This window comes from Natronospirillum sp. (genome assembly GCF_022565775.1).
GTDB lineage: Bacteria > Pseudomonadota > Gammaproteobacteria > Pseudomonadales > Natronospirillaceae > Natronospirillum.
Map to the genome: position 1 here is coordinate 30,187 of NZ_JAIUMC010000014.1, position 22,749 is coordinate 52,935.

At 58.7% G+C, this 22,749-nt stretch carries 24 protein-coding genes; 23 read left to right on the forward strand and 1 reads right to left on the reverse strand.

Annotated features, from left to right (window positions below; translation table 11 throughout):
- Positions 1-6: 6 nt before the first annotated feature.
- The 14 genes from fliR to LAT62_RS05145 all read left to right on the forward strand — a co-directional run bounded on the left by fliR (position 7) and on the right by LAT62_RS05145 (position 14,920).
- Positions 7-789 carry a flagellar biosynthetic protein FliR gene (gene fliR, locus LAT62_RS05080; RefSeq protein WP_293379916.1) on the forward strand — a complete coding sequence of 261 codons (783 nt, stop codon included), beginning with the start codon at positions 7-9 and terminating at the stop codon, positions 787-789.
- Positions 782-1,924, forward strand: a complete 1,143-nt coding sequence (gene flhB / locus LAT62_RS05085) for a flagellar biosynthesis protein FlhB (RefSeq protein ID WP_293379919.1) — start codon at positions 782-784, stop codon at positions 1,922-1,924. Before fliR ends, flhB begins: the two co-directional genes overlap by 8 nt.
- Before the next feature lie 179 nt (positions 1,925-2,103).
- A complete protein-coding gene (gene flhA, locus LAT62_RS05090) occupies positions 2,104-4,305 on the forward strand; it encodes a flagellar biosynthesis protein FlhA (RefSeq protein ID WP_293379992.1) in 2,202 nt (733 codons plus the stop codon).
- Between the two features lie 13 nt (positions 4,306-4,318).
- Positions 4,319-5,716 carry a hypothetical protein gene (locus LAT62_RS05095; protein ID WP_293379922.1) on the forward strand — a complete coding sequence of 466 codons (1,398 nt, stop codon included), beginning with the start codon at positions 4,319-4,321 and terminating at the stop codon, positions 5,714-5,716.
- A gap of 36 nt (positions 5,717-5,752) precedes the next feature.
- Positions 5,753-6,574, forward strand: coding sequence for a MinD/ParA family protein (locus tag LAT62_RS05100; RefSeq protein WP_293379925.1), 822 nt, complete (start codon positions 5,753-5,755; stop codon positions 6,572-6,574).
- 6 nt (positions 6,575-6,580) lie between these two features.
- Positions 6,581-7,330: an RNA polymerase sigma factor FliA gene (locus LAT62_RS05105; RefSeq protein WP_293379928.1), complete on the forward strand. Its 750-nt coding sequence runs from the start codon at positions 6,581-6,583 to the stop codon at positions 7,328-7,330.
- Positions 7,331-7,467: 137 nt separating this feature from the next.
- Entirely contained in the window at positions 7,468-7,860 is a 393-nt protein-coding gene (cheY, locus tag LAT62_RS05110; protein ID WP_293379931.1) for a chemotaxis response regulator CheY, read from the forward strand.
- 18 nt (positions 7,861-7,878) lie between these two features.
- Positions 7,879-8,709, forward strand: coding sequence for a protein phosphatase CheZ (locus LAT62_RS05115; RefSeq protein WP_293379934.1), 831 nt, complete (start codon positions 7,879-7,881; stop codon positions 8,707-8,709).
- A gap of 11 nt (positions 8,710-8,720) precedes the next feature.
- Positions 8,721-11,105 carry a chemotaxis protein CheA gene (locus tag LAT62_RS05120; RefSeq protein ID WP_293379937.1) on the forward strand — a complete coding sequence of 795 codons (2,385 nt, stop codon included), beginning with the start codon at positions 8,721-8,723 and terminating at the stop codon, positions 11,103-11,105.
- A gap of 40 nt (positions 11,106-11,145) precedes the next feature.
- Positions 11,146-12,177, forward strand: a complete 1,032-nt coding sequence (locus LAT62_RS05125) for a chemotaxis response regulator protein-glutamate methylesterase (RefSeq protein WP_293379940.1) — start codon at positions 11,146-11,148, stop codon at positions 12,175-12,177.
- A gap of 49 nt (positions 12,178-12,226) precedes the next feature.
- Entirely contained in the window at positions 12,227-13,009 is a 783-nt protein-coding gene (locus tag LAT62_RS05130; RefSeq protein ID WP_293379943.1) for a ParA family protein, read from the forward strand.
- A gap of 17 nt (positions 13,010-13,026) precedes the next feature.
- On the forward strand, positions 13,027-13,905 hold the full coding sequence (locus LAT62_RS05135; protein ID WP_293379946.1) for a chemotaxis protein CheW: 879 nt from the start codon (positions 13,027-13,029) through the stop codon (positions 13,903-13,905).
- A gap of 21 nt (positions 13,906-13,926) precedes the next feature.
- Positions 13,927-14,409, forward strand: a complete 483-nt coding sequence (locus tag LAT62_RS05140; protein WP_293379949.1) for a chemotaxis protein CheW — start codon at positions 13,927-13,929, stop codon at positions 14,407-14,409.
- Between the two features lie 76 nt (positions 14,410-14,485).
- Complete coding sequence (locus LAT62_RS05145; protein ID WP_293379952.1) at positions 14,486-14,920, forward strand: DUF2802 domain-containing protein; 435 nt, start codon at positions 14,486-14,488, stop codon at positions 14,918-14,920.
- A 40-nt stretch (positions 14,921-14,960) separates the two neighbouring features.
- Here LAT62_RS05145 and LAT62_RS05150 read toward each other — a convergent pair whose 3' ends face one another.
- Positions 14,961-15,257, reverse strand: a complete 297-nt coding sequence (locus LAT62_RS05150) for a PilZ domain-containing protein (protein WP_293379955.1) — start codon at positions 15,255-15,257, stop codon at positions 14,961-14,963.
- A gap of 206 nt (positions 15,258-15,463) precedes the next feature.
- Here LAT62_RS05150 and LAT62_RS05155 point away from each other — a divergent pair, with 206 nt between their 5' ends.
- The 9 genes from LAT62_RS05155 to prmB all read left to right on the forward strand — a co-directional run bounded on the left by LAT62_RS05155 (position 15,464) and on the right by prmB (position 22,508).
- The gene (locus tag LAT62_RS05155; protein ID WP_293379958.1) at positions 15,464-16,648 is read left to right on the forward strand and encodes a response regulator; all 1,185 of its coding nucleotides are present in this window, start codon (positions 15,464-15,466) and stop codon (positions 16,646-16,648) included.
- Positions 16,645-17,136, forward strand: coding sequence for an STAS domain-containing protein (locus LAT62_RS05160; RefSeq protein WP_293379961.1), 492 nt, complete (start codon positions 16,645-16,647; stop codon positions 17,134-17,136). Before LAT62_RS05155 ends, LAT62_RS05160 begins: the two co-directional genes overlap by 4 nt.
- A 50-nt stretch (positions 17,137-17,186) precedes the next feature.
- Positions 17,187-18,203, forward strand: a complete 1,017-nt coding sequence (locus LAT62_RS05165; protein WP_293379965.1) for an NAD(P)H-dependent glycerol-3-phosphate dehydrogenase — start codon at positions 17,187-17,189, stop codon at positions 18,201-18,203.
- Positions 18,203-18,499, forward strand: a complete 297-nt coding sequence (locus tag LAT62_RS05170) for a DUF4389 domain-containing protein (RefSeq protein ID WP_293379968.1) — start codon at positions 18,203-18,205, stop codon at positions 18,497-18,499. Before LAT62_RS05165 ends, LAT62_RS05170 begins: the two co-directional genes overlap by 1 nt.
- Complete coding sequence (locus LAT62_RS05175; RefSeq protein WP_293379971.1) at positions 18,496-18,936, forward strand: histidine phosphatase family protein; 441 nt, start codon at positions 18,496-18,498, stop codon at positions 18,934-18,936. The genes LAT62_RS05170 and LAT62_RS05175 overlap by 4 nt, the downstream gene beginning before the upstream one ends.
- Positions 18,927-19,799: an alpha/beta hydrolase gene (locus tag LAT62_RS05180; RefSeq protein WP_293379974.1), complete on the forward strand. Its 873-nt coding sequence runs from the start codon at positions 18,927-18,929 to the stop codon at positions 19,797-19,799. The genes LAT62_RS05175 and LAT62_RS05180 overlap by 10 nt, the downstream gene beginning before the upstream one ends.
- Entirely contained in the window at positions 19,792-20,658 is an 867-nt protein-coding gene (locus tag LAT62_RS05185) for an alpha/beta hydrolase (RefSeq protein WP_293379977.1), read from the forward strand. Before LAT62_RS05180 ends, LAT62_RS05185 begins: the two co-directional genes overlap by 8 nt.
- A 64-nt stretch (positions 20,659-20,722) precedes the next feature.
- The gene (locus LAT62_RS05190; protein WP_293379980.1) at positions 20,723-21,568 is read left to right on the forward strand and encodes a DUF4892 domain-containing protein; all 846 of its coding nucleotides are present in this window, start codon (positions 20,723-20,725) and stop codon (positions 21,566-21,568) included.
- 7 nt (positions 21,569-21,575) lie between these two features.
- Positions 21,576-22,508, forward strand: coding sequence for a 50S ribosomal protein L3 N(5)-glutamine methyltransferase (prmB, locus tag LAT62_RS05195; RefSeq protein WP_293379983.1), 933 nt, complete (start codon positions 21,576-21,578; stop codon positions 22,506-22,508).
- The last annotated feature ends 241 nt before the right edge of the window (positions 22,509-22,749 follow it).

Below are 22,749 nucleotides of genomic sequence, written 5' to 3' on the forward strand. Positions count from 1 at the left end.
TTCACCATGATCGAAATCACAGACGAGCAGATCGCCAGTTGGGTTACCCATTACATGTGGCCTCTGTTCCGTATTCTGGGGTTTTTTGCCGTGGTACCGATTTTCGGTGCCCAGACAGTGCCCATGCGGGTGCGTGTGCTGCTCGGCTTTGTGATTACCGTGGCCATTGTGCCGATGCTGCCTGCCATGCCGGATGTCGAGGGTATCTCGTTGGAAAACTTTGTCATTATCGCGCAGCAGATGGGGATCGGTGTGGCCCTCGGGTTTATGGTGCTGGTCATGTTCCAGGTGTTCGTGGTCGCCGGTCAGTCCATCGCCATGCAAATGGGTTTGGGCTTTGCCTCGATGATGGACCCGTCCAACGGCGTAAGCGTAGCCATCCTGTCACAGTGGTACCTGACCCTGATCACGCTGATATTCGTGGCCATAGATGGCCACCTGGTGGTCTTTCAGGTGCTGATTGATTCATTCTACACGCTGCCTATCGGCATGACCGGGCTGTCGGAAGGCAGCCTCATGATGATTGCCACCATGGGCAGCTGGATGTTCGCTTCGGCCTTCGTCATTGCGCTGCCGTCGGTAACAGCCTTGCTCATCGTCAATCTGGCGTTCGGCATCATGACCCGCTCGGCGCCCCAGTTGAACATATTTGCCCTCGGCTTCCCGATCACCATGTTGATGGGCATTTTCATCATGTGGGCGTCGTTTACCGGCGTCTTTCCCATGGTAACGGAACTGACCCTGGACCTGGTGCCCATGATGCGCCAGTTGGAGCTGCACAATGGCTGAAGGGCAGCAGGATACCAGTCAGGAAAAAACAGAAGAGCCCACGCCGCGAAAACTGCAGAAGGCCCGCGAAGACGGGCAGGTGGCACGTTCCAAAGAGCTGCAGACGACCGTGCTGTTGGTCATTGCCGCCCTGTCGTTGATCTTCTTTGGCCCCTTGCTGGGTGGCCGGGTGCTGGATGTCGCAGCGTTCGTGTTCAGTTTCGAGCATGCCGCCTCGCGTGACCAGGCGCTGATGTTCCACTATCTCTCTTCCTCTTTCGCCCACCTGGGATGGCCTCTGCTGTGGATATTCCTGGCCCTGTTGTTTGCTGCTGTCGCCGGGCCGCTGGGCCTGGGGGGCTGGAACTTCACCACCAAGGCGCTGGCCTTCAAGGGCAGCCGTATCAGTCCGCTGGCCGGTTTCAAGCGGATGTTCTCCATGAATTCCTTGATGGAGTTGCTGAAGGGGTATGGCAAGGTGGGCTTCGTGGGCACCATGGCCGTGGTCATCCTGCTGGCACAGGTCGACGCTTTGCGTGGCATCAGTCGCGAACCCACCGAGCAGGCCATTGTCCACGCGCTGACCATACTGGGCTGGAGCTTTCTGCTGATGTGTCTGACCACAGCCATCATTGCGGCCATCGACATACCATTTCAGATCTATTCGCACACCAAGAAGCTGCGCATGACCTTTCAGGAGGTCAAGGACGAATACAAGAACACCGAGGGCAAACCCGAAGTGAAGGCCAAGATCCGCCAGTTGCAGCGCGAGATGGCGGAAGGCCGCATGATGTCGGATGTGCCCAAGGCCGATGTGGTGATCACCAACCCCGACCACTACGCCGTCGCGCTGCAGTATGACCAGAACTCCATGCCGGCCCCGCTGCTGCTGGCCAAGGGTGTAGATGATGTGGCCCTCAAGATTCGCGAGATCGCCTTCGAGTACAATGTGGAAGTTATCGAAATGCCCCCGCTGGCGCGTGCCCTGTTTCACCACACCCGCATCGGTGACGAGATTCCGTCGGAGCTCTATCTGGCCGTGGCTCAGGTGCTGGCCTATGTCTACCAGTTGCAGGAAGCCAGAGCCGGACGCATGGAACGACCGAAACGCAAGCCGCACGTCAATATTCCTCCGGAATATCGCCGGGATAACTGAGCCCGCAACACATCACGACCGCTCGGCCATCAGCACCCGGCAACCCCTTGCCGCATCTGGCACCCTCCTTGCAATGTCGCATTGAGCAGACATACTTTTGACACAGGAATTCGAGATTCATGGCCCTGCCTGGAGTAGAGCAGCTGCGACAGCTGCGACAACTGGATCGAAACAAGGTCATGACCGGCACCCGGGGCGGGTTGCAGTCCATCGTCACCGGGCATCTCGGTGTACCCCTGTTCCTGCTGGTGCTGCTGGCGTTCATGACGCTGCCCATGCCCACGCAGATTCTCGACCTCTTTTTCACTTTCAATATCGCCCTGTCGATCATTGTACTGCTGGTCACTATCTACGCCTTGAGGCCGCTGGATTTCGCCGTCTTCCCTTCGATACTGCTGGTCGCCACTCTGTTGCGTCTGGCCTTGAATGTGGCCTCTACCCGCATCGTGCTGCTAAATGGCCATGAGGGCGGAGATGCTGCCGGCAAGGTGATTGAGGCCTTTGGTGCCGTGCTGATCGGCGGCAACTATGCCGTGGGGCTGGTGGTCTTCGCCATTCTGATGATCATCAACTTCATCGTGGTCACCAAGGGTGCCGGCCGGGTCTCGGAAGTCAGTGCCCGTTTTACCCTTGATGCCATGCCGGGCAAGCAGATGGCCATTGACGCTGACCTGAACGCCGGCCTGATCGATGCCGATTCGGCCAAGGCAAGGCGCCAGGAAATTGCCCAGGAAGCTGACTTCTACGGCTCCATGGACGGTGCGTCGAAATTCGTCCGAGGGGATGCGGTGGCCGGTATCCTGATTCTTATCATCAATATCGTTGGCGGTCTGGCGATCGGCATGGCCCAGCACGGGCTGCCGTTCAATCAGGCGGTCGAAAACTATGCGCTGCTGACCATCGGTGACGGCCTGGTTGCGCAGATTCCCTCACTGCTGCTCTCTACCGCCGCCGCCATTATGGTGACCCGGAACTCGGCCAGTCAGGAGATGGGCAGCCAGATCCGCGAACAGATGGTCAGCTCACCCAAGGTGCTGGGTATTGCCGCCGGTCTGCTCTGGATCATGGGCAGCGTTCCGGGTATGCCGCATGCGGTCTTCCTGAGCCTGGCGGCGGTCATGACGGTATTGGCCATCTGGATGTGGCTGCGCCGCGACGGCGCTGGAATGGATCTGTTCGTCGATGAAGGGCCGACCAGCGGGAGCAGCAAGCCCAGAGGGTCGGGTGGTGACGGCGGCGGCAAGGGTGGCAAGGGCGGGCCGCCCGGCAGTGCGCCGGATGGCGTCGCGCCAAAGCCCGGTGAAACGGCGCGCGAAGGCGAATACGAAGAACAGAAGGAACTGAGCTGGGAGGATGTGCAGCCGGTCGACATGGTCGGGCTGGAAGTAGGGTATCGACTCATTCCCCTGGTCGACAAGTCACAGGGCGGCCAGTTGTTGGGCCGTATCAAGGGGGTGCGCAAAAAGCTGTCGCAGGAGATCGGCTTTCTGATTCCCTCCATTCATATTCGGGACAATCTTGACCTGCTGCCCAATCACTATCGCATCACCCTGATGGGCGTCAGTGTGGCAGAGGCCGAAATTCATCCTGAGCGGGACATGGCGATCAACCCCGGGCAGGTGTTTGGCGAGCTGGCCGGTATCACCGCCAAGGATCCGGCTTTCGGGCTGGATGCGGTCTGGATAGAGAGCAACCAGAAAGATCAGGCCCAGGCGCTGGGCTATACGGTAGTGGATGCCAGTACCGTAGTGGCCACTCACCTCAATCAGGTTCTGTTCCGCCATGCCCACGAGCTGCTGGGCCATGAAGAAGTGCAGAAGCTGATCGACCAGTTGACCAAGCACTCGCCGAAGCTGGCCGAGGAACTGGTGCCCAACACCATCAATATCAGCCAGTTACTCAAGGTGCTGCAGAACCTGCTGCTGGAGCAGGTGCCGATTCGTGACATCCGTACCATTGCCGAGGCCATCACCAATGCCGGTACCCAGGATCCGCAGCAGTTGACCGCGGCGGCCCGCACGGCGCTGTCCCGACTGATCGTGCAGAACATCATCGGGCAGGAAGACGAACTGCCGGTGATCACCCTGGATCGTGAACTGGAACAGTTGTTGCAAAGGATACTGCAGCAGAGTCAACAATCTGGCGGTGGGGAAAATGTCGCCATAGAGCCGGCCCTGGCAGAGCAGCTGCAACGCTCTGTCACGGAGACTGCGCAACGGCTGGAAGCCGAAGGCAAGCCTGCGGTACTGCTGGTACCCGGACCACTGCGTATGATGCTGGCACGGTTCTTCCGCTTCAGCGTCGAAACACTCAGTGTACTGGCCTTTGATGAAGTGCCGGAAAACAAGCGCATTACAGTAGTGGCCACGGTCGGACAGTAACAGGAGTCAGAACATGAAAGTGCGGAAAATAATCGCTCGAAATATGTCAGAGGGCCTGAAGGCAGTTACTGCCGAGCTCGGTGATGACGCCATGATTCTGTCCAACCGCAAAGTGCCGCGCGGCATCGAGATCGTAGCGGCCGTCAAGCCGGAAGAGGGCGCAGCACCGCCGGTGTCACGTCCAGCCCGTCAGCCGTCAACTCCGACTGCTCCTGTGCGATCCGCCAGAAATGCCGCCGAAGAATCCCTGCAGGACAGCATTCTGCGCATGTCCGAGCAGGACCAGGGCGGCCTGTCCAAGGAATCTCTGATGTCGTTGCTTGATCAGCATCGCCATCCGCTGGAAGAAAAACGGCGCCGCCTGCGCTCGCAGATCGAGGCACAGCAGCACCAGGGGGCCGGGCGCAAGCCGGCCTCTCCGCCTGCACCCGCACGAGTCAACCGGGCGGTGGAGCCACCCCCGGTTCGTCAGCAACAGGCTCCGGCAGCACCGCCTCGGAGTGCCTCAGCCAGCGAGAGCGAACAGGTCAACGCCCATGAATTGAGTGATATGCGCGCCGAACTGGCGTCCCTGCGCCAGTGGCTGGAGACTCATGATGTACCTGGCAACTCCGGCGCCCGGCCCAACCCCCTGGCGGCTCGGCTGGGCCAACTCGGTTTTGACCTGCGCTGCATCAATCCGATGGTGGAGAAGTATGGCTCGCAGCCCGTTACCGAAGCCTGGACACTGAGCACCGAGATGATGTCACGACTGGTCGAGCGTGATGCCGACTGTCTGATTCGGCGTGGCGGGGTGGCAGCATTGATCGGGCCCACGGGTGCGGGCAAGACCACTACCCTGTCGAAAATTGCCACCCGCTATGCGATGCAGCACGGTGCCGACAGTCTGGGCATCATTTCACTGGATCACTATCGCATCGGCGCCCACGAGCCGATCCGGATTCTGGGGCGTATACTGGGCTGTGATGTACAGATGGCTGACAATGGCGACAGTCTGGAAGACCAGTTGGCCCGGTTGCGTGACAAGAAACTGATTCTGATCGACACCAACGGCTCCGACCGCGGACTTCAGGCCTTCCGTGAGCAGCTCACCGGAGGTATGCTGGAGCGTCAGGTCAAGCCGCTGCTGGTACTGCCCGCGAATTTGTCGCGCCACAGCCTGGATCTGGCCTGGCAGCGCTTTGCCGCTTTGCAGCCCGGGGGTCTGGTGTTGACCAAGGCCGACGAAAGCCCGGAAGTAGGGCCTGTGCTCAGCCTCGGGCTGCTGCGCAAGTTGCCGTTGATGTACTGGAGTGACGGGACATTGGTGCCGCAGGATTTGCATCAGGGTCAGGTCAGGCGTCTGATTGAGCAGTGCGGGCGACAGTTGCTGCGCCTCTCGGGCAGCGAAAAAATTGTCGGTTTCGGCTAGACTCTCATGAACATAGCAGTAAGGAACCCTCTCAGCATGACTAAACTGGAACCCGTTCAGGTGATTGCAGTGACTGGCGGAAAAGGTGGCGTGGGCAAAAGCAATGTCGCCATCAATACCGCTGTAGCGCTGGCAGCCCGCGGCAAACGAGTGGTTGTGCTGGATGGTGATCTGGGGCTGGCCAACATAGATGTGCTGCTGGGCATTCGTGCCACGCACAACATGTCGGACGTGCTCGAGGGTGTCTGCACCCTCAGCGAAGTCATGGTCGAAGGCCCCGGCGGAATCAAGGTGATACCGGCGTCTTCCGGCACGCCGCACATGGCCAATCTGGGCGAACAGCAGCATGCCGGCATCATTCATGCTTTCTCGCAACTGGAAGAAGATCTTGATGTGCTGATCGTGGATACCGCGGCCGGCATCTCCAAAACCGTGGTCAGTTTCGTGCGCGCCTGCCAGGAAGCCATGGTCGTGGTCTGTGACGAGCCGACCTCGATCACCGACGCCTATGCGCTGATCAAGGTGATCAATCAGGACAGCCAGATCAACCGCTTCCGTGTCGTGCCCAACATGGTGCGTTCGGAGAAGGAAGGTGAACGATTGTTCCAGAAACTGTCCAGTGTCACCGAACGCTTTCTTGATGTAGCCCTGCTCAATACTGTGGCTATTCCTTTCGACGATCATGTCCGGCGTGCCGTACGGCGCCAGAAATCAGTGGTAGAACTCTATCCCGACAGTAAGGCTGCCAAGGCCTATACTGAACTGGCGGCGCAGATGTCGCGCTGGCCGCTGCCGACAGCACCGCGCGGGCACCTCGAGTTTTTCGTCGAGCGCCTGATCGCGGGTGGCATGAGGTAATCGATAATGTTGCGGGTACAGTCATCCATGTACGAGTCGCAGAAAAACAATGAGCTGGAGCAACTGGTCAACACGCATGCCGTGCTGGTCAAGCGCATTGCTCATCACCTGATGGGGCGATTGCCTGACAGTGTGCAGGTAGACGACCTGATTCAGGCCGGCATGATTGGCCTGCTCGAAGCCTCGCGCAACTACGATCGCAGCAAAGGTGCCTCTTTCGAGACCTATGCCGGCATCCGAATTCGTGGTGCCATGCTGGATGAAGTGCGCAAGGGCGATTGGGTGCCCCGCAGTGTCCACCGCAACAGCCGACGGGTGTCGGAGGCGATCCACAATGTGGAAATGCGCGCCGGTCGTGACGCTCAGGATCAGGAAGTGGCGGCCGAACTGGACATCACGCTGGACGAGTTTTACGCCTTGCTCAAGGACACCCAGAGCGCCCGTTTGTTCAGCTTCGAAGAGATGCTGGAAAGTCAGCCTCAGTCTGAAAGCGACCAGCCCTGGCCGGCCATGGACAACGGCCCGTATCGCGAGAATGAAGAACAGGGCATGCAACTCGCCATTGTCGAGGCCATCAAGACGCTGCCCGAGCGTGAGCAGCTGATTCTCTCCCTCTATTACGATGAAGAACTCAATCTGAAGGAAATTGGCGCTGTACTCGGTGTCAGCGAATCCCGGGTAAGCCAGATCCACTCTCAGGCAGCCCATCGACTGCGCGCTCGGCTGCGCGACTGGCGTGATGAAGCCAGTGAATGACAGCAACCCCGGGTTTCTGATGAAGTAATGAGCGCTGCGCCCTTGCTGCGGCCTGTGCCGCGTGCGCTATAATGCAGTCAGCCATCAAGTTATCGGTCAGGTGCCGATAAACCCTAAAAGCGCTTTTGGAGGTTGCTTTGGACAAGAACATGAAAATCCTCGTCGTGGATGACTTCTCGACCATGCGGCGAATCGTCAAGAACCTGCTGCGGGATCTTGGTTTTACCAATACCCATGAGGCGGATGACGGCACCACGGCCTGGCCCATGCTGCAGAGCGGCGATTATGACTTTCTGGTCACTGACTGGAACATGCCCGGCATGAGCGGGATTGAACTGCTGCAGAAGGTGCGGGCGGATGATCGTCTGAAAACATTGCCGGTATTGATGGTCACCGCCGAGGCCAAGCGCGACCAGATCGTTGCTGCCGCTCAGGCAGGCGTCAATGGCTATGTGGTCAAGCCGTTCACTGCGGCCGCGCTGAAGGAAAAAATCGAAAAGATTTTCGAACGCGTAGACGCCAGCAAGTAGTAATGACATGGAGTCTATATGACCGCTACCAGCTCCGGCCTCAAGCCAGAATTCGAACAACTGCTGCGTGACAAGTCGCAGGACCTGCAGGCCTGCGTCGAACGGGGCGACTTCTATGAAGCGGTCAAACTGATTCAGGAGATTCAGGATGCCCGTGAACAGACGCTCTATCATGAACTGGGTCGACTGACCCGGGCCCTGCATGATGCCATCACCAATTTCCATGTGGATGGCGATGACGCCTACACCGAAATCGATACGCTTTCCGAAATGTCGGACGCCACTGACCGACTCGACCATGTCATCAGAATGACCGAGGATGCAGCCAATCGCACCATGGACAAGGTGGATGACTGCATGCCGATTGCTAAGGATCTGGGCGAAACGGCCGATGAACTGAGAACAGAGTGGAAACGTCTGGTGGATCGCGACATGTCGCCTGAAGAGTTTCGTCAGTTGTATTGGCGAATGGATCAGTTCCTGAACAAGATCAGTGGTGACTCCAGTTCGCTGTATGGCCATCTCTCGGACATCCTGCTGGCGCAGGACTATCAGGATCTGACCGGCCAGTTGATTCAGCGCGTGACAGGCCTGGTGCGCGATGTCGAAACCAGCCTAGTGGACCTGATGCGCATGGCGGCCAAGGTAGAAGGGGTTGCCGGGCTGGCTGAAGAAATCAGGAAGCGCGAAGAGTCTGTTGCTGCGACTGCAGAGCAGGAAGAAACGCCGGCGCAGGACGACGAAGTGCCAGACAGCCACAAGGGCCACGGGCCCAGCATCAAGAAAACAGATGATGTGGTGAGCAGTCAGGATGAAGTCGATGATCTGCTCTCGAGTCTAGGGTTTTAGGGAGTGGCGTTATGAGCATTGATACAGATGACGAAATTCTCCAGGACTTCCTGGTCGAAGCCGGAGAAATTCTGGAGGCACTGTCTGGCCAGCTGGTAGAGCTGGAACAGCGTCCGGATGACGTCGATCTTCTCAACGCCATATTTCGCGGTTTCCACACGATCAAGGGCGGTGCTGGCTTTCTGCAACTGAATGCGCTGGTCGACTGCTGCCATGTTGCCGAGAATGTGTTTGACGTTTTGCGCAAGCAGGAGCGTGCCGTCAACTCCGACCTGATGGATACGGTGCTGACGGCGCTGGATACGGTCAATACCATGTTCGACCAGGTGCGCCAGGGCAAGGAGCCGGAACCGGCAGACCCGGGCCTGCTGGCCGCTTTGGAGCGACTGACCGTGCCCGAAGGCGAAGAGCCGCCGGAAGAAGAGGTTGCCAGCTCAGACGACGAAGTCGACCACGCGGACGATGACGCACCTGAAGAGGCTGAACTGCCTGCCGAGGAACTGGAAGAAGAGCCGCCCGCAGCCGAGGAAGCGAGCTCCGCCAGCCTGGATTCCGGAGCGCCCGGCGACGACATTACCGATGACGAATTCGAGCAGCTGCTGGATGCTCTGGAAAGCGGCAAGAAAGAGCAGAGCGCGCAGGCTGCAGAAGCCCAGCCGGACGGTGATGCCAAGTCCGGAGGTGCTGACGACGATGCTGATGAAATTTCCGAAGACGAGTTTGAACGGTTGCTTGATCAGTTGCATGGTGAGGGTCGTTTTGATCCGGCCAAGACTTTGGCGGGTGAGGCTGTCGCCAGCCTGCAAGATGACAGTGAGAGCGCCGAACCCTCCGAATCAGCGCCACCGAAAGCCGAGACCGGGTCCGCGCGCGGTGATGATGACGAAATTACCGATGACGAATTCGAGGCGTTGCTCGACAAGTTGCATGGCTCCGGGCAGTTTGATGGTGGCATCGCCGACAAATATGATCAGGAGACGATACGGCAGGTAACCGAGGCCGCCGAAGACCGCCAGGCAGAGCGTTCCGAAGCTGCAGCATCCGTCGAGAAAGCCGCCAAGCCGGCCGCCGACAGCAAACCGGCGGACAAGAAACCTGCCGAAAAGAAACCTGCAGAGAAGAAGGCGGCCCCGCCAGCTTCCGAAAAGCCTGCCGCCAGGAAGCCTGAAGCCAGCAAACCGGCGCCGGCACCCGCAAAACCCCCGGCGGATCCGGCGCCAGAGCGCGCCCCGATTCAGCAAGACACCACAGTGCGCGTCGATACGCGACGTCTCGATGACATCATGAATATGGTCGGCGAGCTGGTGCTGGTGCGCAATCGACTCGTTCGACTGAGTGAGGCCAGCGGGGATCTTGAAGTCGGTAAAGCCGTGTCCAATCTGGATGTGGTGACCACCGACCTGCAGAACTCGGTCATGAAGACCCGCATGCAACCGATCAAAAAGGTGTTTGGTCGCTTCCCGCGCGTGGTGCGTGACCTGGCGCGCAGCCTGAAGAAAGAAATCAACCTGGAACTGGTTGGCGAAGATACCGACCTTGACAAAAATCTGGTCGAGGCGTTGGCCGACCCGTTGGTGCATCTGGTGCGCAACTCTGTGGACCATGGCATTGAACTGCCCGATGTGCGCGCGCAGCAGGGTAAATCCCGCACCGGCAAGGTGGTATTGTCGGCAGAGCAGGAAGGCGATCATATCATGCTGTCGATCAGTGACGACGGGGGTGGTATGGATGCCGGCAAGCTGAAGGAGTTGGCCGTCCAGCGTGGGGTCATGGATCAGGACAGTGCCGACCGCCTCTCCGACAAGGAAGCGTTCAATCTCATCTTTGCACCGGGTTTCTCGACCAAGACCGAAATTTCGGACGTATCCGGTCGGGGCGTCGGCATGGATGTGGTCAAAACCAAGATTTCACAACTCAACGGCTTTATTGATATCGATTCGCAGCCGGGTGTCGGCACCACCATCAGTATAAAGGTGCCGCTGACGCTGGCCATCATGCCCACGCTGATGGTGACACTGGGAGAGCAGGCGTTCGCGCTGCCGCTGGTCAATGTCGACGAAATATTCCACCTGGATCTCACCAAGACCAATGTGGTGGACAACAAGGAAGTGGTCGTAGTTCGCGGCAAACCACTGCCCCTGTTTTACCTGAAACGCTGGCTGATCAAGGGTGCGGTTACTCATGGCGAAGAGAGTGGTCACGTCGTTGTGGTGTCTGTGGGCACCCAAAAAGTCGGCTTTGTTGTCGACCAGTTGGTGGGCCAGGAAGAAGTCGTCATCAAGCCTCTCGGCAAGACTTTGATTGGCACCGCCGGTATGGCAGGTGCTACCATTACAGGAGACGGTCGCATCGCCCTCATCCTTGATGTGCCCAGCATGTTGAAGGAGTACGCCTGATTCCGAATTGACGGTGCAGGCACAGTCAAGAGAGACAACTATGCCCATTAGTGTCCTGGTAGTAGACGATTCTGCGTTCTTTCGTCAGCAGATCGTCTCTATGCTCAGGGGCCATCCCGAATTGCGTGTTGCCGGCACTGCCAGCCATGGCAAGGAAGCGGTAGAGCAGGCACTGCGCCTGAAGCCCGATGTCATCACGATGGATTATGAAATGCCGGTTATGGATGGCATTTCGGCGGTCCGTGAAATCATGGCGCGGCAACCCACACCCATTCTGATGTTTTCCTCGCTGACCACCTCGGGTGCTCGAGTCACACTCGATGCACTGGATGCCGGTGCCGTCGATTACCTGCCCAAGTTCCGTGAAAACATGGCTGACAATGCGCAGCTCAAGCAGCAACTGATCGACAAGCTGGTCGCCGTGGTGAAAAGGGGTGGCAAGGGTCAGCCTCTTGCGTCCGGCACAGCGGCGAAAACTGCCCCGACTCCGTTTCGCCAGCCGAGACTCAGTCCACGGCCCGAACTGATCATGGTCGGAACCAGCACCGGCGGACCGGTGGCACTGCAGAAGTTCCTGACCCGTCTGCCCGCCAGCTTCGATATTCCGCTGTTGCTGGTTCAGCATATGCCTGCTGCCTTTACCGGCCCTTTTGCGGAGCGGTTGAACCGCCAATGCCAGATTCAGGTCGCGGAAGCCGACAACAATGCGTTGATAGAGCGGGGCAAGGCGCTGCTGGCGCCTGGCGGACAGCAGATGATGCTGGCCTCGCGGGAGAGAGTGCGCGTTCTGGCCGGCGATGAGCGGCTGAACTACAAGCCCTCGGTCGACCTGAGCTTCGGCAGCGCTGCCAAGTATTACCGCAACCGGGTGCTCGCCATTGTCATGACAGGTATGGGCGCAGATGGCAGAGAAGGCGCCCGGATGCTGAAAAAGGCAGGTGCCACGGTGTGGACTCAGGAAAGCAATAGTTGCGTGATTGACGGTATGCCGGCATCAGTGCGTAAAGAAGGCATGTCAGATGCCGATATACCATTAGACGATCTGGCGCAGGTCTTGCTAAAGGCTTTGTAACCCGTCTGTTCTGTTTTGTCGCAGACGGTACAACAACCGGAGAAACGCAGTGCACGTTTGGGCAATTGCCAACCAGAAAGGTGGCGTCGGTAAAACGACAACCGTGGTCAGCCTGGCCGCTCTGCTGGGTGAGGCCGGTCATCGCGTGCTGATCGTGGATATGGATCCGCAGGGCAGCCTGTCGAGCTATTTCAAACTGAACCCCGATACCCTCGAACACAGCGTTTATGATCTCTTCATGCATCAGGGTACGGTGCCGGAAAGCCTGCCCGGTCAGTTGCTGCAGGAGACAGGCATGCCCGGTGTCAAGCTGATGCCGGCGACGTCCGCGCTGGCCACCCTGGAACGGAATATTTCCCAGCAGGGGGGTATGGGCCTGGTCCTGTCCCGTGCACTGACCCAGCTTTGGGATGACTTCGATTATGTGTTGATTGATACACCGCCATTGCTGGGGGTGCTGCTGGTCAATGCCATTGCCGCGGCGCAGACGCTTATTCTGCCGGTACAGACTGAATTCATGGCGCTCAAGGGGCTGGAGCGCATGATGCATACCCTGAAAATGGTAGCCGGCTCTCGGCACAAACCATTGCAGTATCTGATTGTGCCGACCATGTTTGATCGTCGCACCCAGGCTTCGATGAGAGCTTTGAGAGCCCTTCGTCAGACCTATGAAGACGATCTTTGGGTATCGGCCATTCCGGTCGACACCCGACTGCGTGATGCGTCCCGTGAGGGGCTGGGTATCAATCAACTGGATCCGGATTCACGGGGCTGTGAATCCTACCGGGCGTTGCTGAAGAGCGTGATGCAGCTTCAAACCGCACAGGCCTGAAGCAGGAGCTTGCCCCCATGACCCGACCTCGTCAAACCGACAAGCCAACACTGCAGCAGACCCCCAGTCAGGCCTTGAACAGCTATCTGGCGATTATGCTGGAGGAAGCGACAACGCTTGAAGATGAAGCCGAACAGACGGTTGCAGATTTCACTCCTGACACCGAAACAACTGCCAAGCCAGAGCAGCCTCCTCAGGCTGACCTACCGACTGACGTTGAAGTACAGCCGCCAAAGCCGGAACCAGAGCCAGAGCCAGAGCCTCTGCCCGCGGCGGAAACAGAGCCCGAAATTGCCTCGGAACCGGAACCAGCCTCTGAGCCGGGCGCAATCGCGGCTCAAGTCGAGTCGGAAACCGCCGATAACGACTATGAAGCCGAAAGCGTGCTGGATGAGGCGCAGCTTGCGGGTACGGAGCCTGTGCTGGCCTGGCAGGCCAACGGCCGACCGGCCTGGGCCGCTCAGAGATTTGACTGCCTGCTGTTCAAGGTGGACGGCCTGGCGCTGGCGGTACCCATGGTATTGCTGGGCACCATCTATCCGATGAACCGGGAAATGACCCCGCTGTTTGGTCAGCCTGACTGGTTCCTGGGCTTGTTGCCGGTCAGTGACGGGCGCAATATCCGGGTCATCGAAACGGCACGTTTGGTCATGCCGGAGCGGTATCAGGCGAAGGCGGCTGCCGAGCTCGAATATGCGGTCGGTATTCATGGTTGTGACTGGGCTCTGTCCTGTCATGAAGTAGTGGGGTCGATAACGTTGCAGCCGGATGAAGTCAAATGGCGCACCGAACGCACCCGAAGGCCTTGGTTGGCGGGAACTGTTGTCGACCAGATGTGTGCACTGATTGATCTGGAAGCCTTTGAAAAAGTGCTTCTGAGTGATAAAAAGAAGTAATGAATCACAGGTAAGCAAATTATGAGTATCCAGGCCTCCAAAGCATCTGATGATGATCCGATTCTACAGTGGGTAACGTTCAAACTTGCAGAAGAAACCTATGGCATCAATGTGATGCAGGTACAGGAGGTACTGCGCTACACCGAGATCGCGCCGGTTCCGGGCGCGCCTGGCTATGTACTGGGTATCATCAATCTGCGCGGCAATGTGGTCACCGTGATCGACACCCGTGACCGCTTTGGTCTGCTGCCGGGTGAAGTGACCGACAATACGCGCATTGTGATTATCGAATCCGACGGTCAGGTCATCGGCATCATGGTCGATTCGGTGGCGGAGGTCGTCTATCTGCGCCAATCGGAAATAGAAACCGCACCCAGTGTCGGCAATGATGACACGTCACGTTTCATACAGGGTGTCTGCCACAAGAACGATCAATTGCTGATTCTGGTGGATCTCGACAGGCTGCTCAGTGACGACGAGTGGCAGGAAATCGCTGAACTCTGACCGGAGCCTGCAGGCTCCGGTGGCCCAATCCTTGCTAGACCCTCCTGTATAGACAGAACATTGACAGGAGTGCGTCATGCCCCTCATCCAAGAATCAACCGGCCTGCTGCTGGCTTTTGTCGGTTCAGCCCTGCTGAGCCTGATCCTGCTGTTGGCCTGGCTGAGTGCCAGCAGCCGTGCCCGGGCACAGGCACTGGAAACTCAGCGCATGCGGCGTGAGCTGGGGATGATTCAGGCAGGCAATATCGGTTTGGGTAAAAAGCTGCTGTCCCTGCAGCGCGAAGTGATCCGCATGCGCCAGGATACCGGCACTGGTACCCAGGTAGTGTCTGCCCGAGCCAAGGCAGCGAATGATCAGCACTGGCAGGCCGAAGAAGCCCTGCGCGAATTTGACCAGGCGCAGAATCTTCTGGCGCAGGGCAGCGACCTGGATCAGGTGATCCGGCAAACCGGCCTGACCCGTTCCGAGGCCGAGCTTATCCAGTTGCTTTACCAGCCGCAGTCAGCCTGACTGCCCGCTTACTGAGCGCCGGGTATTCTCGGGCTGGTGGTCATTTCATCTGCACGATTTCCACGCCGATCTGGTAGCGGCCACTGGCCAGCTCATCCACACGCACCACACGCACTTCGGCGTCCAGTGGCGAGAACTGATTGGAAAACGCCGGTACGTGAACATCCAGAATGTCTTCCAGCGTCAACGCCCTGTCCAGTTCGAGCAGCATGCCGATCGCACTGAGGTCCTTGCAGATACAGGGTTCTTCCGAGCCGTCACCATGTCTGAGTATCGCTGCAGCATCCATGTTCATGCGCATGTAGCTGCGTTTCTCCGAATAGTCTCGATCAATCATCAGCAGTATCCTGTCTGACCGGTTAGATGGCGAAGCTTTGTCAGCACCGCCTGAGTCCTTTATAAGAGCTCACCGGTTGGGTGTCAAAACATACCTGTCCCCGCTGTGATACAAGCCAGCCGGAGGGCGGGCTTGTGTGATCTGTTGCACCTCCGAGAACAAGGGAGTAGTCTCCCCGAAAATGGTTCGCCGGGTAACTGTCAAACGTGGTGAAAGCAAAACTTCTGGTCATAGATGATGATGCGTCGGTTCGGGAGTCTCTGGCCGGCTATCTCGAGGACTCGGGCTATGAGGTGGAGCAGGCTGCAGATGGAGAAGAGGGCCTGCAGATCTTCGACGCCCACCATCCAGATCTTATTCTGTGCGACCTCAAAATGCCGAAAAAGGATGGCTTGTCCCTGTTGCAGGACATACTGGCTGGCGACTCCAGCGTTCCCTTTATTGTCATCTCCGGTGCCGGTGTCATGTCGGATGTAGTGTCCGCCCTGCGGTTAGGAGCCTCGGACTATATTGTCAAGCCGGTGACCGACCTGGCCGTGGTGGAGCACGCCATCGACAAGGCCATGGAACGGGTCAGGCTGCTGGCCGAGAACGAGGCCTACAGTGAGCGCCTGGAAGAAGCCAACGAACAGCTGCAAACGACAGTCGAAACCCTTGAGGCTGACCTGCGCGCCGGACGACACGTGCAACAGGCAATGCTCCCCGCGCGGCCCTTTCTGTCACGCGGTGTCGGCGTCGACTATGCCTTGCGGGCGTCGCTCTATTTGAGTGGAGACTTTGTCGACTATTTCGAGCTGAAGCCCGGTGTGCTGCTGCACTATATCGTGGATGTATCGGGGCATGGGGTCTCATCCGCCATGGTCACCATCCTGATCCGCAATGTGGTCACTCGTTTGCGTACCGAGTGGCGTTATGGCATATCGGATCACATTGAGCACCCGGCCAGTATTCTGCACCAACTGAATCAGGAGTTGCTGCGCAGTCAGATAGGCAAGCATGCGACCCTGTTTATTGGCATTCTTGATACCCGACAGAAATACTATGTTTATGCCAACGCGGCTCATTTCCCGTATCCGGTGCTCGAGATGGATGGCCATGTGCAGTCGCTCGAAGAACCAAGCTCACCGCTCGGTCTTTTCGAGAAAGCGACCTACAGCGAGCATGACGTCGACTACACTGATTATGCGGCTCTGGCATTCTGTTCTGACGGGCTGCTGGAGACCCGGGATGGACGCAACCTGGGTGAAAAAGAGCTGCACTGGCAGCAGGTGGTAACCGAATCCCGCTTCCGGATACCCGAGATCTGTGCCGCCATGGGCATGGATGATGTGACCGAAGCGCCAGACGATATGACTGTAATGGCTGTAACGCACTGGAACAACAAATCATGAAGCAAGGCCAGATACTGGACGCCGAGACCGATACCACCTACGTGCTGAAACTGATCGGCGACGTGCGCCTGACGCTGTCGACGACGCTTGAACGGTGTATCCAGAAGGTGCTGGCTGCAGGCAATTATCAGCAGGTGGTGGTGGATCTGACCGAAACGGACGGCATCGACAGTACCAGCCTCGGCATGCTGGCCAAGCTCAGCATTCATGTACAGAAGACCATGGGCTTTGTGCCACTGCTGGTGTACGGGTCGCCGGATATCCACCGCGTTCTGGTCAGCATGGGTTTCGAGAAAGACGTCTACATCATGATGGAGCAGGGCACCATGACCGGCACCCCAACGCAGGCTGTCGAAGCCCTGGACTGCACCGAATCCGAAGTACGCGAACGGGTCCTGGAAGCCCATCGGGTGCTGATGTCCCTCAGTGAGCAGAATGAAGCCAGGTTTCGTGACCTGGTCTGTGCCCTCGAACAGGGTGGCTGCTGACGCAGCAGCCTTCGTTCTGTTCAACATCTGGTAAAAGGAGAATTCGCTTCATGAAAATCGCCGTCCTGGGCGGAGGCAGCTTTGGTACTGTGGTGGCCAATATCGCCGCGACTCGCGGTGCCAGTGTCAGTCTCTGGATGCGCAGTGAGAAGCAGCTGCAGGACATTCTGGAAACAGGCATCAACACCCGTTATGTACCCAAATACCCGCTTCATGAACGTCTGACCCCGACCAATGATCTGCCGGCTGCGGTGCATGACGCCGCCATTGTCTTTGTCGCCGTGCCCAGCAAGGCGTTTCGCGTCGTGGTGTCCAGCGCAGTGCCCCATCTGGGGCCGGACACTGCCCTTGTCAGCCTGACCAAGGGGATCGAGCCGGAAGGCTTCAAGTTGATGAGTGAGGTCCTCAAGGAACTGGTGCCGCAGCACCCCATCGGGGTCATCAGTGGTCCCAATCTGGCCAAGGAAATTGCCCAGGGTCATCTGGCCGGCACCGTTGTGGCGTCCCAGTCGGAAGCGTTGCGCAATCAGGTCCATGATCTCTTGTCCGACCGGACCTTTCGGGTCTATACCAATCCGGATGTGTACGGTGTGGAACTGGCCGGGGCGCTGAAGAACATCTATGCCATTGCCAGTGGCATGGCGGCCGCCCTGGGCATGGGAGAGAATTCGCGCGCCCTGTTGCTGACCCGCAGCCTGGCAGAGATGAGCCGGTTTGCGGCCAAACTGGGCGCCAACCCGCTGACCTTTATCGGTCTGGCCGGAGTCGGCGATCTGGTAGTGACCTGTACCTCTCCATTGAGCCGCAACTTTCGCATCGGGCAGGCGATCGGACAGGGCTATTCGCTCAAGCAGGCCGTCAAGCAACTGGGAGAAACCGCAGAGGGCGTCAATACACTGCGCGTGGTAAAAGAGAAAGCCGATGAGCTGGGTGTGTACATGCCACTGGTGGAAGGCCTGTATGCCGTGGTTCATGACAATCAGGATGTTGACGTGGTCGCCCAGCGCCTTATGCTGGGAGAGCGTGCCAGTGATGTGGAATTCATATTTGATGCGGAGAACCCCTGATGGCTGATAACAATCGAGGCAAGTGGGAATATGTCCTTTTCCGCGTGCTGTACATGATCCTTTTCTGGCTGTTCAGCCGCCTCGCCTGGGTGCTGGTGGGCATCTTTGCCGTCGTCCAGTTCGTGTTCGTGCTGGTGCGCAGCGAGAAGCAGCCTGATTTGTTGCGGGTCAGTGGCAGTGTGGTTCAGTTCGCCCGTCAATGTGGGGACTATCTGACCTTCCAGAGTGAATACAAACCTTTTCCGTTCAATGACTGGCCCGCGTCCACTGACGGAGACGGAGAAAGCCGGACTTGAGCACACTGTATTGCCTGCGTCATGGCGAGGCAGAGTTTGGCGGGGCGCATGATGAAATGCGCCGCCTCACAGACCGGGGCGTACAGCAGATTCGCCGCGCCGCCAATCAACTGCCCAAACAGGGCCTGATGCTCTACCACAGCCCCTATGTGAGAACGACCGAGTCGGCACAGATCGTAATGAACCATGTTGCTGTAAGCGGGCAGCAGGCCGCTCTTTGGCTGACTCCGGATGCGCGGCTGGACGATACGCTGGCGCAACTGGAGCTTTTGCAGGGGCCCGATCTGCTGCTGGTCACTCACAATCCTCTGGTTACCCGACTGACAGCCAGCCTGACCGGAGCGCCGGAGTTCGAGGTCGGTTTCGGTACCGGCAGCCTGGCCCGACTGGACGGAGAGGCCCTGCTGCCCGGCTGCATGACGCTGCAATGGCTCTAGAAAGACCACCACTGCATTTTGCGCATGCCAATGGGTTTCCCATTGGCAGCTACCGGCAGTTTCTGGCCCCTCTGCAGGCTGTTGCAGATGTCAGTTGCACTGATTTCATTGGCCACCATCCGGATTACCCGGTGACCGACAACTGGTTCTACCTGTGCGACCATCTGTTGCATGATGTGGAAGCTGCGGTAAAGCGCTCAGGAAGACCTGTCCTGGGCATCGGACACTCGCTGGGGGGCGGGCTGATGTTTATGTCCTCGCTGCGCCGCCCGGAACTGTTTCAGTCGGTAACACTGCTGGATGTCCCACTGATTACCTTCTGGGAGGCGACTTTTTTTGCCCTGCTGAAACGCTCGCCCTGGCGCGATCGTTTCACCCCGGCCGGGCGGGCTTCTCGCCGCCGCAGTGAATGGGCCAGCCGTCAGGATGCCTTTGACTATATGCGTCAGCGTGCGCTCTTTGCGCGTTTTCCCGACAGTGTTCTTTGGGACTACATCAAGGCAGTGCTCGAACAACTGCCGGCTACAGAGCCAGCAAGCGATATCGGTGAAACACCGCAAACGGGCTGGACGCTGCGCTATCGGCCCGAAGTGGAAGCGGAGATATTCCGCACTTATCCCACCAACTGGGTGCGCCGATACCGCCATCATCATCCGGGGCTGAGTGTGGTGATTGGCGAAGATACTGACCTGGTCCGGCCACACCATGTTCACCTGATGCGCCAACGGTTGGGCATTCCCGTGCATGAAGCAAGGGGCGGCCATTTGTTTCCGCTGGAACATCCGCAGGCCAGCGCCGAACAGTTGCTCGGCCTGCTTGACGTGGGCGAGGTCGAGGCGGACACGGGGACTGACAGTGGTTGAGTGGACACACAGGGTACTGGGCGTAACACTGGCGGGTTGCCAATGGGGAGACCCCGCGGCGCCTGGCGAGCGCACATTGATCTGTGCTCATGGCTGGCAGGACAATGCCGCCAGCTTCCAGGCGCTTGGCGCTGCGCTGGAGCAGATGGGGCCCGCCGGCTGGCAACTGATTGCGGTAGACCTTCCCGGGCATGGCCTTTCGGATCATTTACCACCGTCTCAGTTTTACAATCTGTGGGATTTTATACCCTTGCTGGCAGGCTGGCTGGAATCGCGCCCTGGCCCTAACTGGTTATGTGGCCACTCAATGGGGGCCATGGTGATGACACAACTGGCGGTGGCCCGACCGGATCTGACATGCGGGTTGCTGACACTCGATATGTTGGGTCAGTCGTTCGACGTTGACGCCGAGGCTCAGGTCAGCCGCCTGGCCAAGGTGCTGGGAGAGCAGAGTCGCGGACTGCCGGGCAGCCAACCCTCGCCCGATCTGGCACATGCCACTCGGCGCCGCATGCGCTTTGGCAGCCCGGCTACCGCACAGGCCAACGAGGCACTGGTCAGGCGGGGTGCAAAGCAGACAACGGAAGGCTGGTGCTTCCGCCTGGACCCCCGGGTACGCCACGGCTCTGTCATGCGCCCCACGACCGACCAGGTGATTGCTCTGGGTCATATGATCGACTGCCCCTGGCACGTTATACTGGGAGAGCAGGGTCTGTTCGACCCGCAGCGGGTGCGCGAATGGCAACCGAACTGGCCGGCCGTGCGTATCCAGTGGTGGCCAGGGGGCCACCATTTCCATATGGAATCACAGACGCCGGCCCTGTGGCAGACAATAAGACAACTGATGGACAGTGAGTGAAACGGGGCCGAATGGCTGAAGGCACCAATTCTGGTGTGCCGTTAATTATCAGGAGGAAGTGTGCATGCGATCGATGCCCAGAGTGATCGCTCTATTGGTCATGGTATTGTTGGCTGCGTCCGCGCAGGCCGACCTTGGACAAGAGGCACTGCGCGACTTTCAGCCCAATCGGCTGCGCAGTGAGGGGGCTATCGAAGAACCCCATCGTTACTGGTGGGTGCGCAGCGCATTGCGCCGTATCGAACGTGACTTCGCCCCCGACGATGCAGAGCGTGTCGATGTTCTGTTCAGTCGGTGGCAGGTCATCGAAATAGACCGCGCGCATGATCAGGCGGACGTGTTCGAACAGGTCCGTCGGTCCTGGAAGGAGAACGACGGCTATCAGGAAATATTCCACTGTGAAGGCAACAGTTGCGGTACCAGCCAGCACTGGGCCAATGAGGTCTTCAATGAGTCCATTCTTTATGGCCTCAATCGCCACCAGCACTATAGTACTGGCACCGTCGGAGACGATATTCGGGTGCTGTACGCCGTGCGTCGGGGTACCCAGCTCAACTATGTCTACTGGCTGGAGGCGGTGCGCACCAATCCTGCTGGTCGGTTGGCCAGCGACCTGAGGGCCGGTGAAGCCATTCTGGCGTCAGCCTTCCCGGCTCAGGTCTGGGCCGAAGTACTGGACAATCAGCCCGACTGGGAGTTGGTATTGGTGGGCCATGACTACAGCATGAATACCCAGCAGGCCATCGATTCGGGTCGACAGCAAGCCGAAAGGTTTCTTGATACGTGGGTAGACGAGGGTATCGATTCCGATCGGGTGAGAGTGGAGAGCGTCGGCTATCTGGCCCCTAGAGTCGGACTTGGCAGCCGGGTAACGGTTGTTCTGCCCCCGCAATATCAGGAAAATCAGTAGGCCAGCCATGACACCGGAAGAAAGTGCACTGCATGCAAGAGCAGAAACCTGGCATGCCCCGGAAGAGTATCTGACCCTGCACACCATCGGCGATTTCATCCGCTGGTGCAGCAGTGCCATGACCCGCCATCAACTATACTTCGGGCACGGTTCCGACAATGCCTGGGACGAAGCCACCTTCCTGGTGTTGTCTGCAGTGGCGCAGCCTCTCGACAGCGGGCCTGAGTTGTTGCATCTGCGTCTGGTGCCATCGGAGAAGCATCAGATCGCGCGCTGGTTGCAGAAACGCGTCGAAGACCGGCTGCCGCTGCCTTATATCACCGGTGAAGCCTGGTTTGCAGGCAGGGCCTACACCGTGACACCTGATGTGCTGATCCCGCGCTCGCCTTTTGCCGAGATACTGGCCGACCACTGTGCGCCCTGGCTGGAGCAGGCGCCAGAACGCATTCTGGACATGTGTACCGGCTCCGGTTGCATCGGCATTGCTGCCGCACATGAGTTCCCGGGCGCTCTGGTGGATCTGGTCGACATCAGCGACTCTGCGTTGCAGGTCGCCAGAAAAAACATAGCGCGCCATCAGGTAGGCGGCCGGGTCAGAGCCCTGGAATCCGATGGCTTCGATGCGCTGGCCGGCCAAACCTATGACCTGATTCTGGCAAACCCACCCTATGTGGACGCGGAAGATCTGGCGGACATGCCGGTTGAGTACCACCGTGAACCGGCACAGGCTCTCGGGTCCGGCACAGACGGGCTGGACCTGACCCGGCGCCTGCTGCAGCAGGCCCGGCAGCACCTGAATCCGGGTGGGCTGCTGTTCATCGAAGTCGGCAACAGCGCCGCCGCCCTGGAACAGGCCTTCCCAACGCTGCCCATGACCTGGGTCGAACTGGAGCAGGGCGGCCACGGCATCGCCGTCATCGCGCAGGCAGACCTGCCCTGAACGCCGGCCTGTTGGCGGTTACCTCGATGACGGTGGCCGGGGTTTGGGAACCTGAGGTGGTCCCTTCCGGAGGTGCGTGAAATTCACTATCAGACTTTCGGAGACCCGGGCAACAGACCGCAATTGTAGGCTGTGGCCCTTGGCCACGCATGCGTAAAATGAGCGCCGAATAATAGCTGGTGCCAATGCCGCCTGATGGCGGGGAGCACTGACCGCAGACACGCAAAAAACGTCATCCCTG

What these genes read in the sequence shown, in the direction of transcription:
- LAT62_RS05115 (WP_293379934.1), top strand. Translation starts at nt 7,879, where the DNA reads ATGACCGCTACCAGCTCCGGCCTCAAGCCAGAATTCGAACAACTGCTG.
- LAT62_RS05170 (WP_293379968.1), top strand. Translation starts at nt 18,203, where the DNA reads ATGGCTGATAACAATCGAGGCAAGTGGGAATATGTCCTTTTCCGCGTG.
- LAT62_RS05145 (WP_293379952.1), top strand. Translation starts at nt 14,486, where the DNA reads ATGCCCCTCATCCAAGAATCAACCGGCCTGCTGCTGGCTTTTGTCGGT.
- LAT62_RS05095 (WP_293379922.1), top strand. Translation starts at nt 4,319, where the DNA reads ATGAAAGTGCGGAAAATAATCGCTCGAAATATGTCAGAGGGCCTGAAG.
- LAT62_RS05135 (WP_293379946.1), top strand. Translation starts at nt 13,027, where the DNA reads ATGACCCGACCTCGTCAAACCGACAAGCCAACACTGCAGCAGACCCCC.
- flhB (WP_293379919.1), top strand. Translation starts at nt 782, where the DNA reads ATGGCTGAAGGGCAGCAGGATACCAGTCAGGAAAAAACAGAAGAGCCC.
- LAT62_RS05160 (WP_293379961.1), top strand. Translation starts at nt 16,645, where the DNA reads ATGAAGCAAGGCCAGATACTGGACGCCGAGACCGATACCACCTACGTG.
- LAT62_RS05120 (WP_293379937.1), top strand. Translation starts at nt 8,721, where the DNA reads ATGAGCATTGATACAGATGACGAAATTCTCCAGGACTTCCTGGTCGAA.
- flhA (WP_293379992.1), top strand. Translation starts at nt 2,104, where the DNA reads ATGACCGGCACCCGGGGCGGGTTGCAGTCCATCGTCACCGGGCATCTC.
- LAT62_RS05165 (WP_293379965.1), top strand. Translation starts at nt 17,187, where the DNA reads ATGAAAATCGCCGTCCTGGGCGGAGGCAGCTTTGGTACTGTGGTGGCC.
- fliR (WP_293379916.1), top strand. Translation starts at nt 7, where the DNA reads ATGATCGAAATCACAGACGAGCAGATCGCCAGTTGGGTTACCCATTAC.
- LAT62_RS05125 (WP_293379940.1), top strand. Translation starts at nt 11,146, where the DNA reads ATGCCCATTAGTGTCCTGGTAGTAGACGATTCTGCGTTCTTTCGTCAG.
- prmB (WP_293379983.1), top strand. Translation starts at nt 21,576, where the DNA reads ATGACACCGGAAGAAAGTGCACTGCATGCAAGAGCAGAAACCTGGCAT.
- LAT62_RS05100 (WP_293379925.1), top strand. Translation starts at nt 5,753, where the DNA reads ATGACTAAACTGGAACCCGTTCAGGTGATTGCAGTGACTGGCGGAAAA.
- LAT62_RS05180 (WP_293379974.1), top strand. Translation starts at nt 18,927, where the DNA reads ATGGCTCTAGAAAGACCACCACTGCATTTTGCGCATGCCAATGGGTTT.
- LAT62_RS05150 (WP_293379955.1), bottom strand. Translation starts at nt 15,257, where the DNA reads ATGATTGATCGAGACTATTCGGAGAAACGCAGCTACATGCGCATGAAC.
- LAT62_RS05140 (WP_293379949.1), top strand. Translation starts at nt 13,927, where the DNA reads ATGAGTATCCAGGCCTCCAAAGCATCTGATGATGATCCGATTCTACAG.
- LAT62_RS05190 (WP_293379980.1), top strand. Translation starts at nt 20,723, where the DNA reads ATGCGATCGATGCCCAGAGTGATCGCTCTATTGGTCATGGTATTGTTG.
- LAT62_RS05105 (WP_293379928.1), top strand. Translation starts at nt 6,581, where the DNA reads ATGTTGCGGGTACAGTCATCCATGTACGAGTCGCAGAAAAACAATGAG.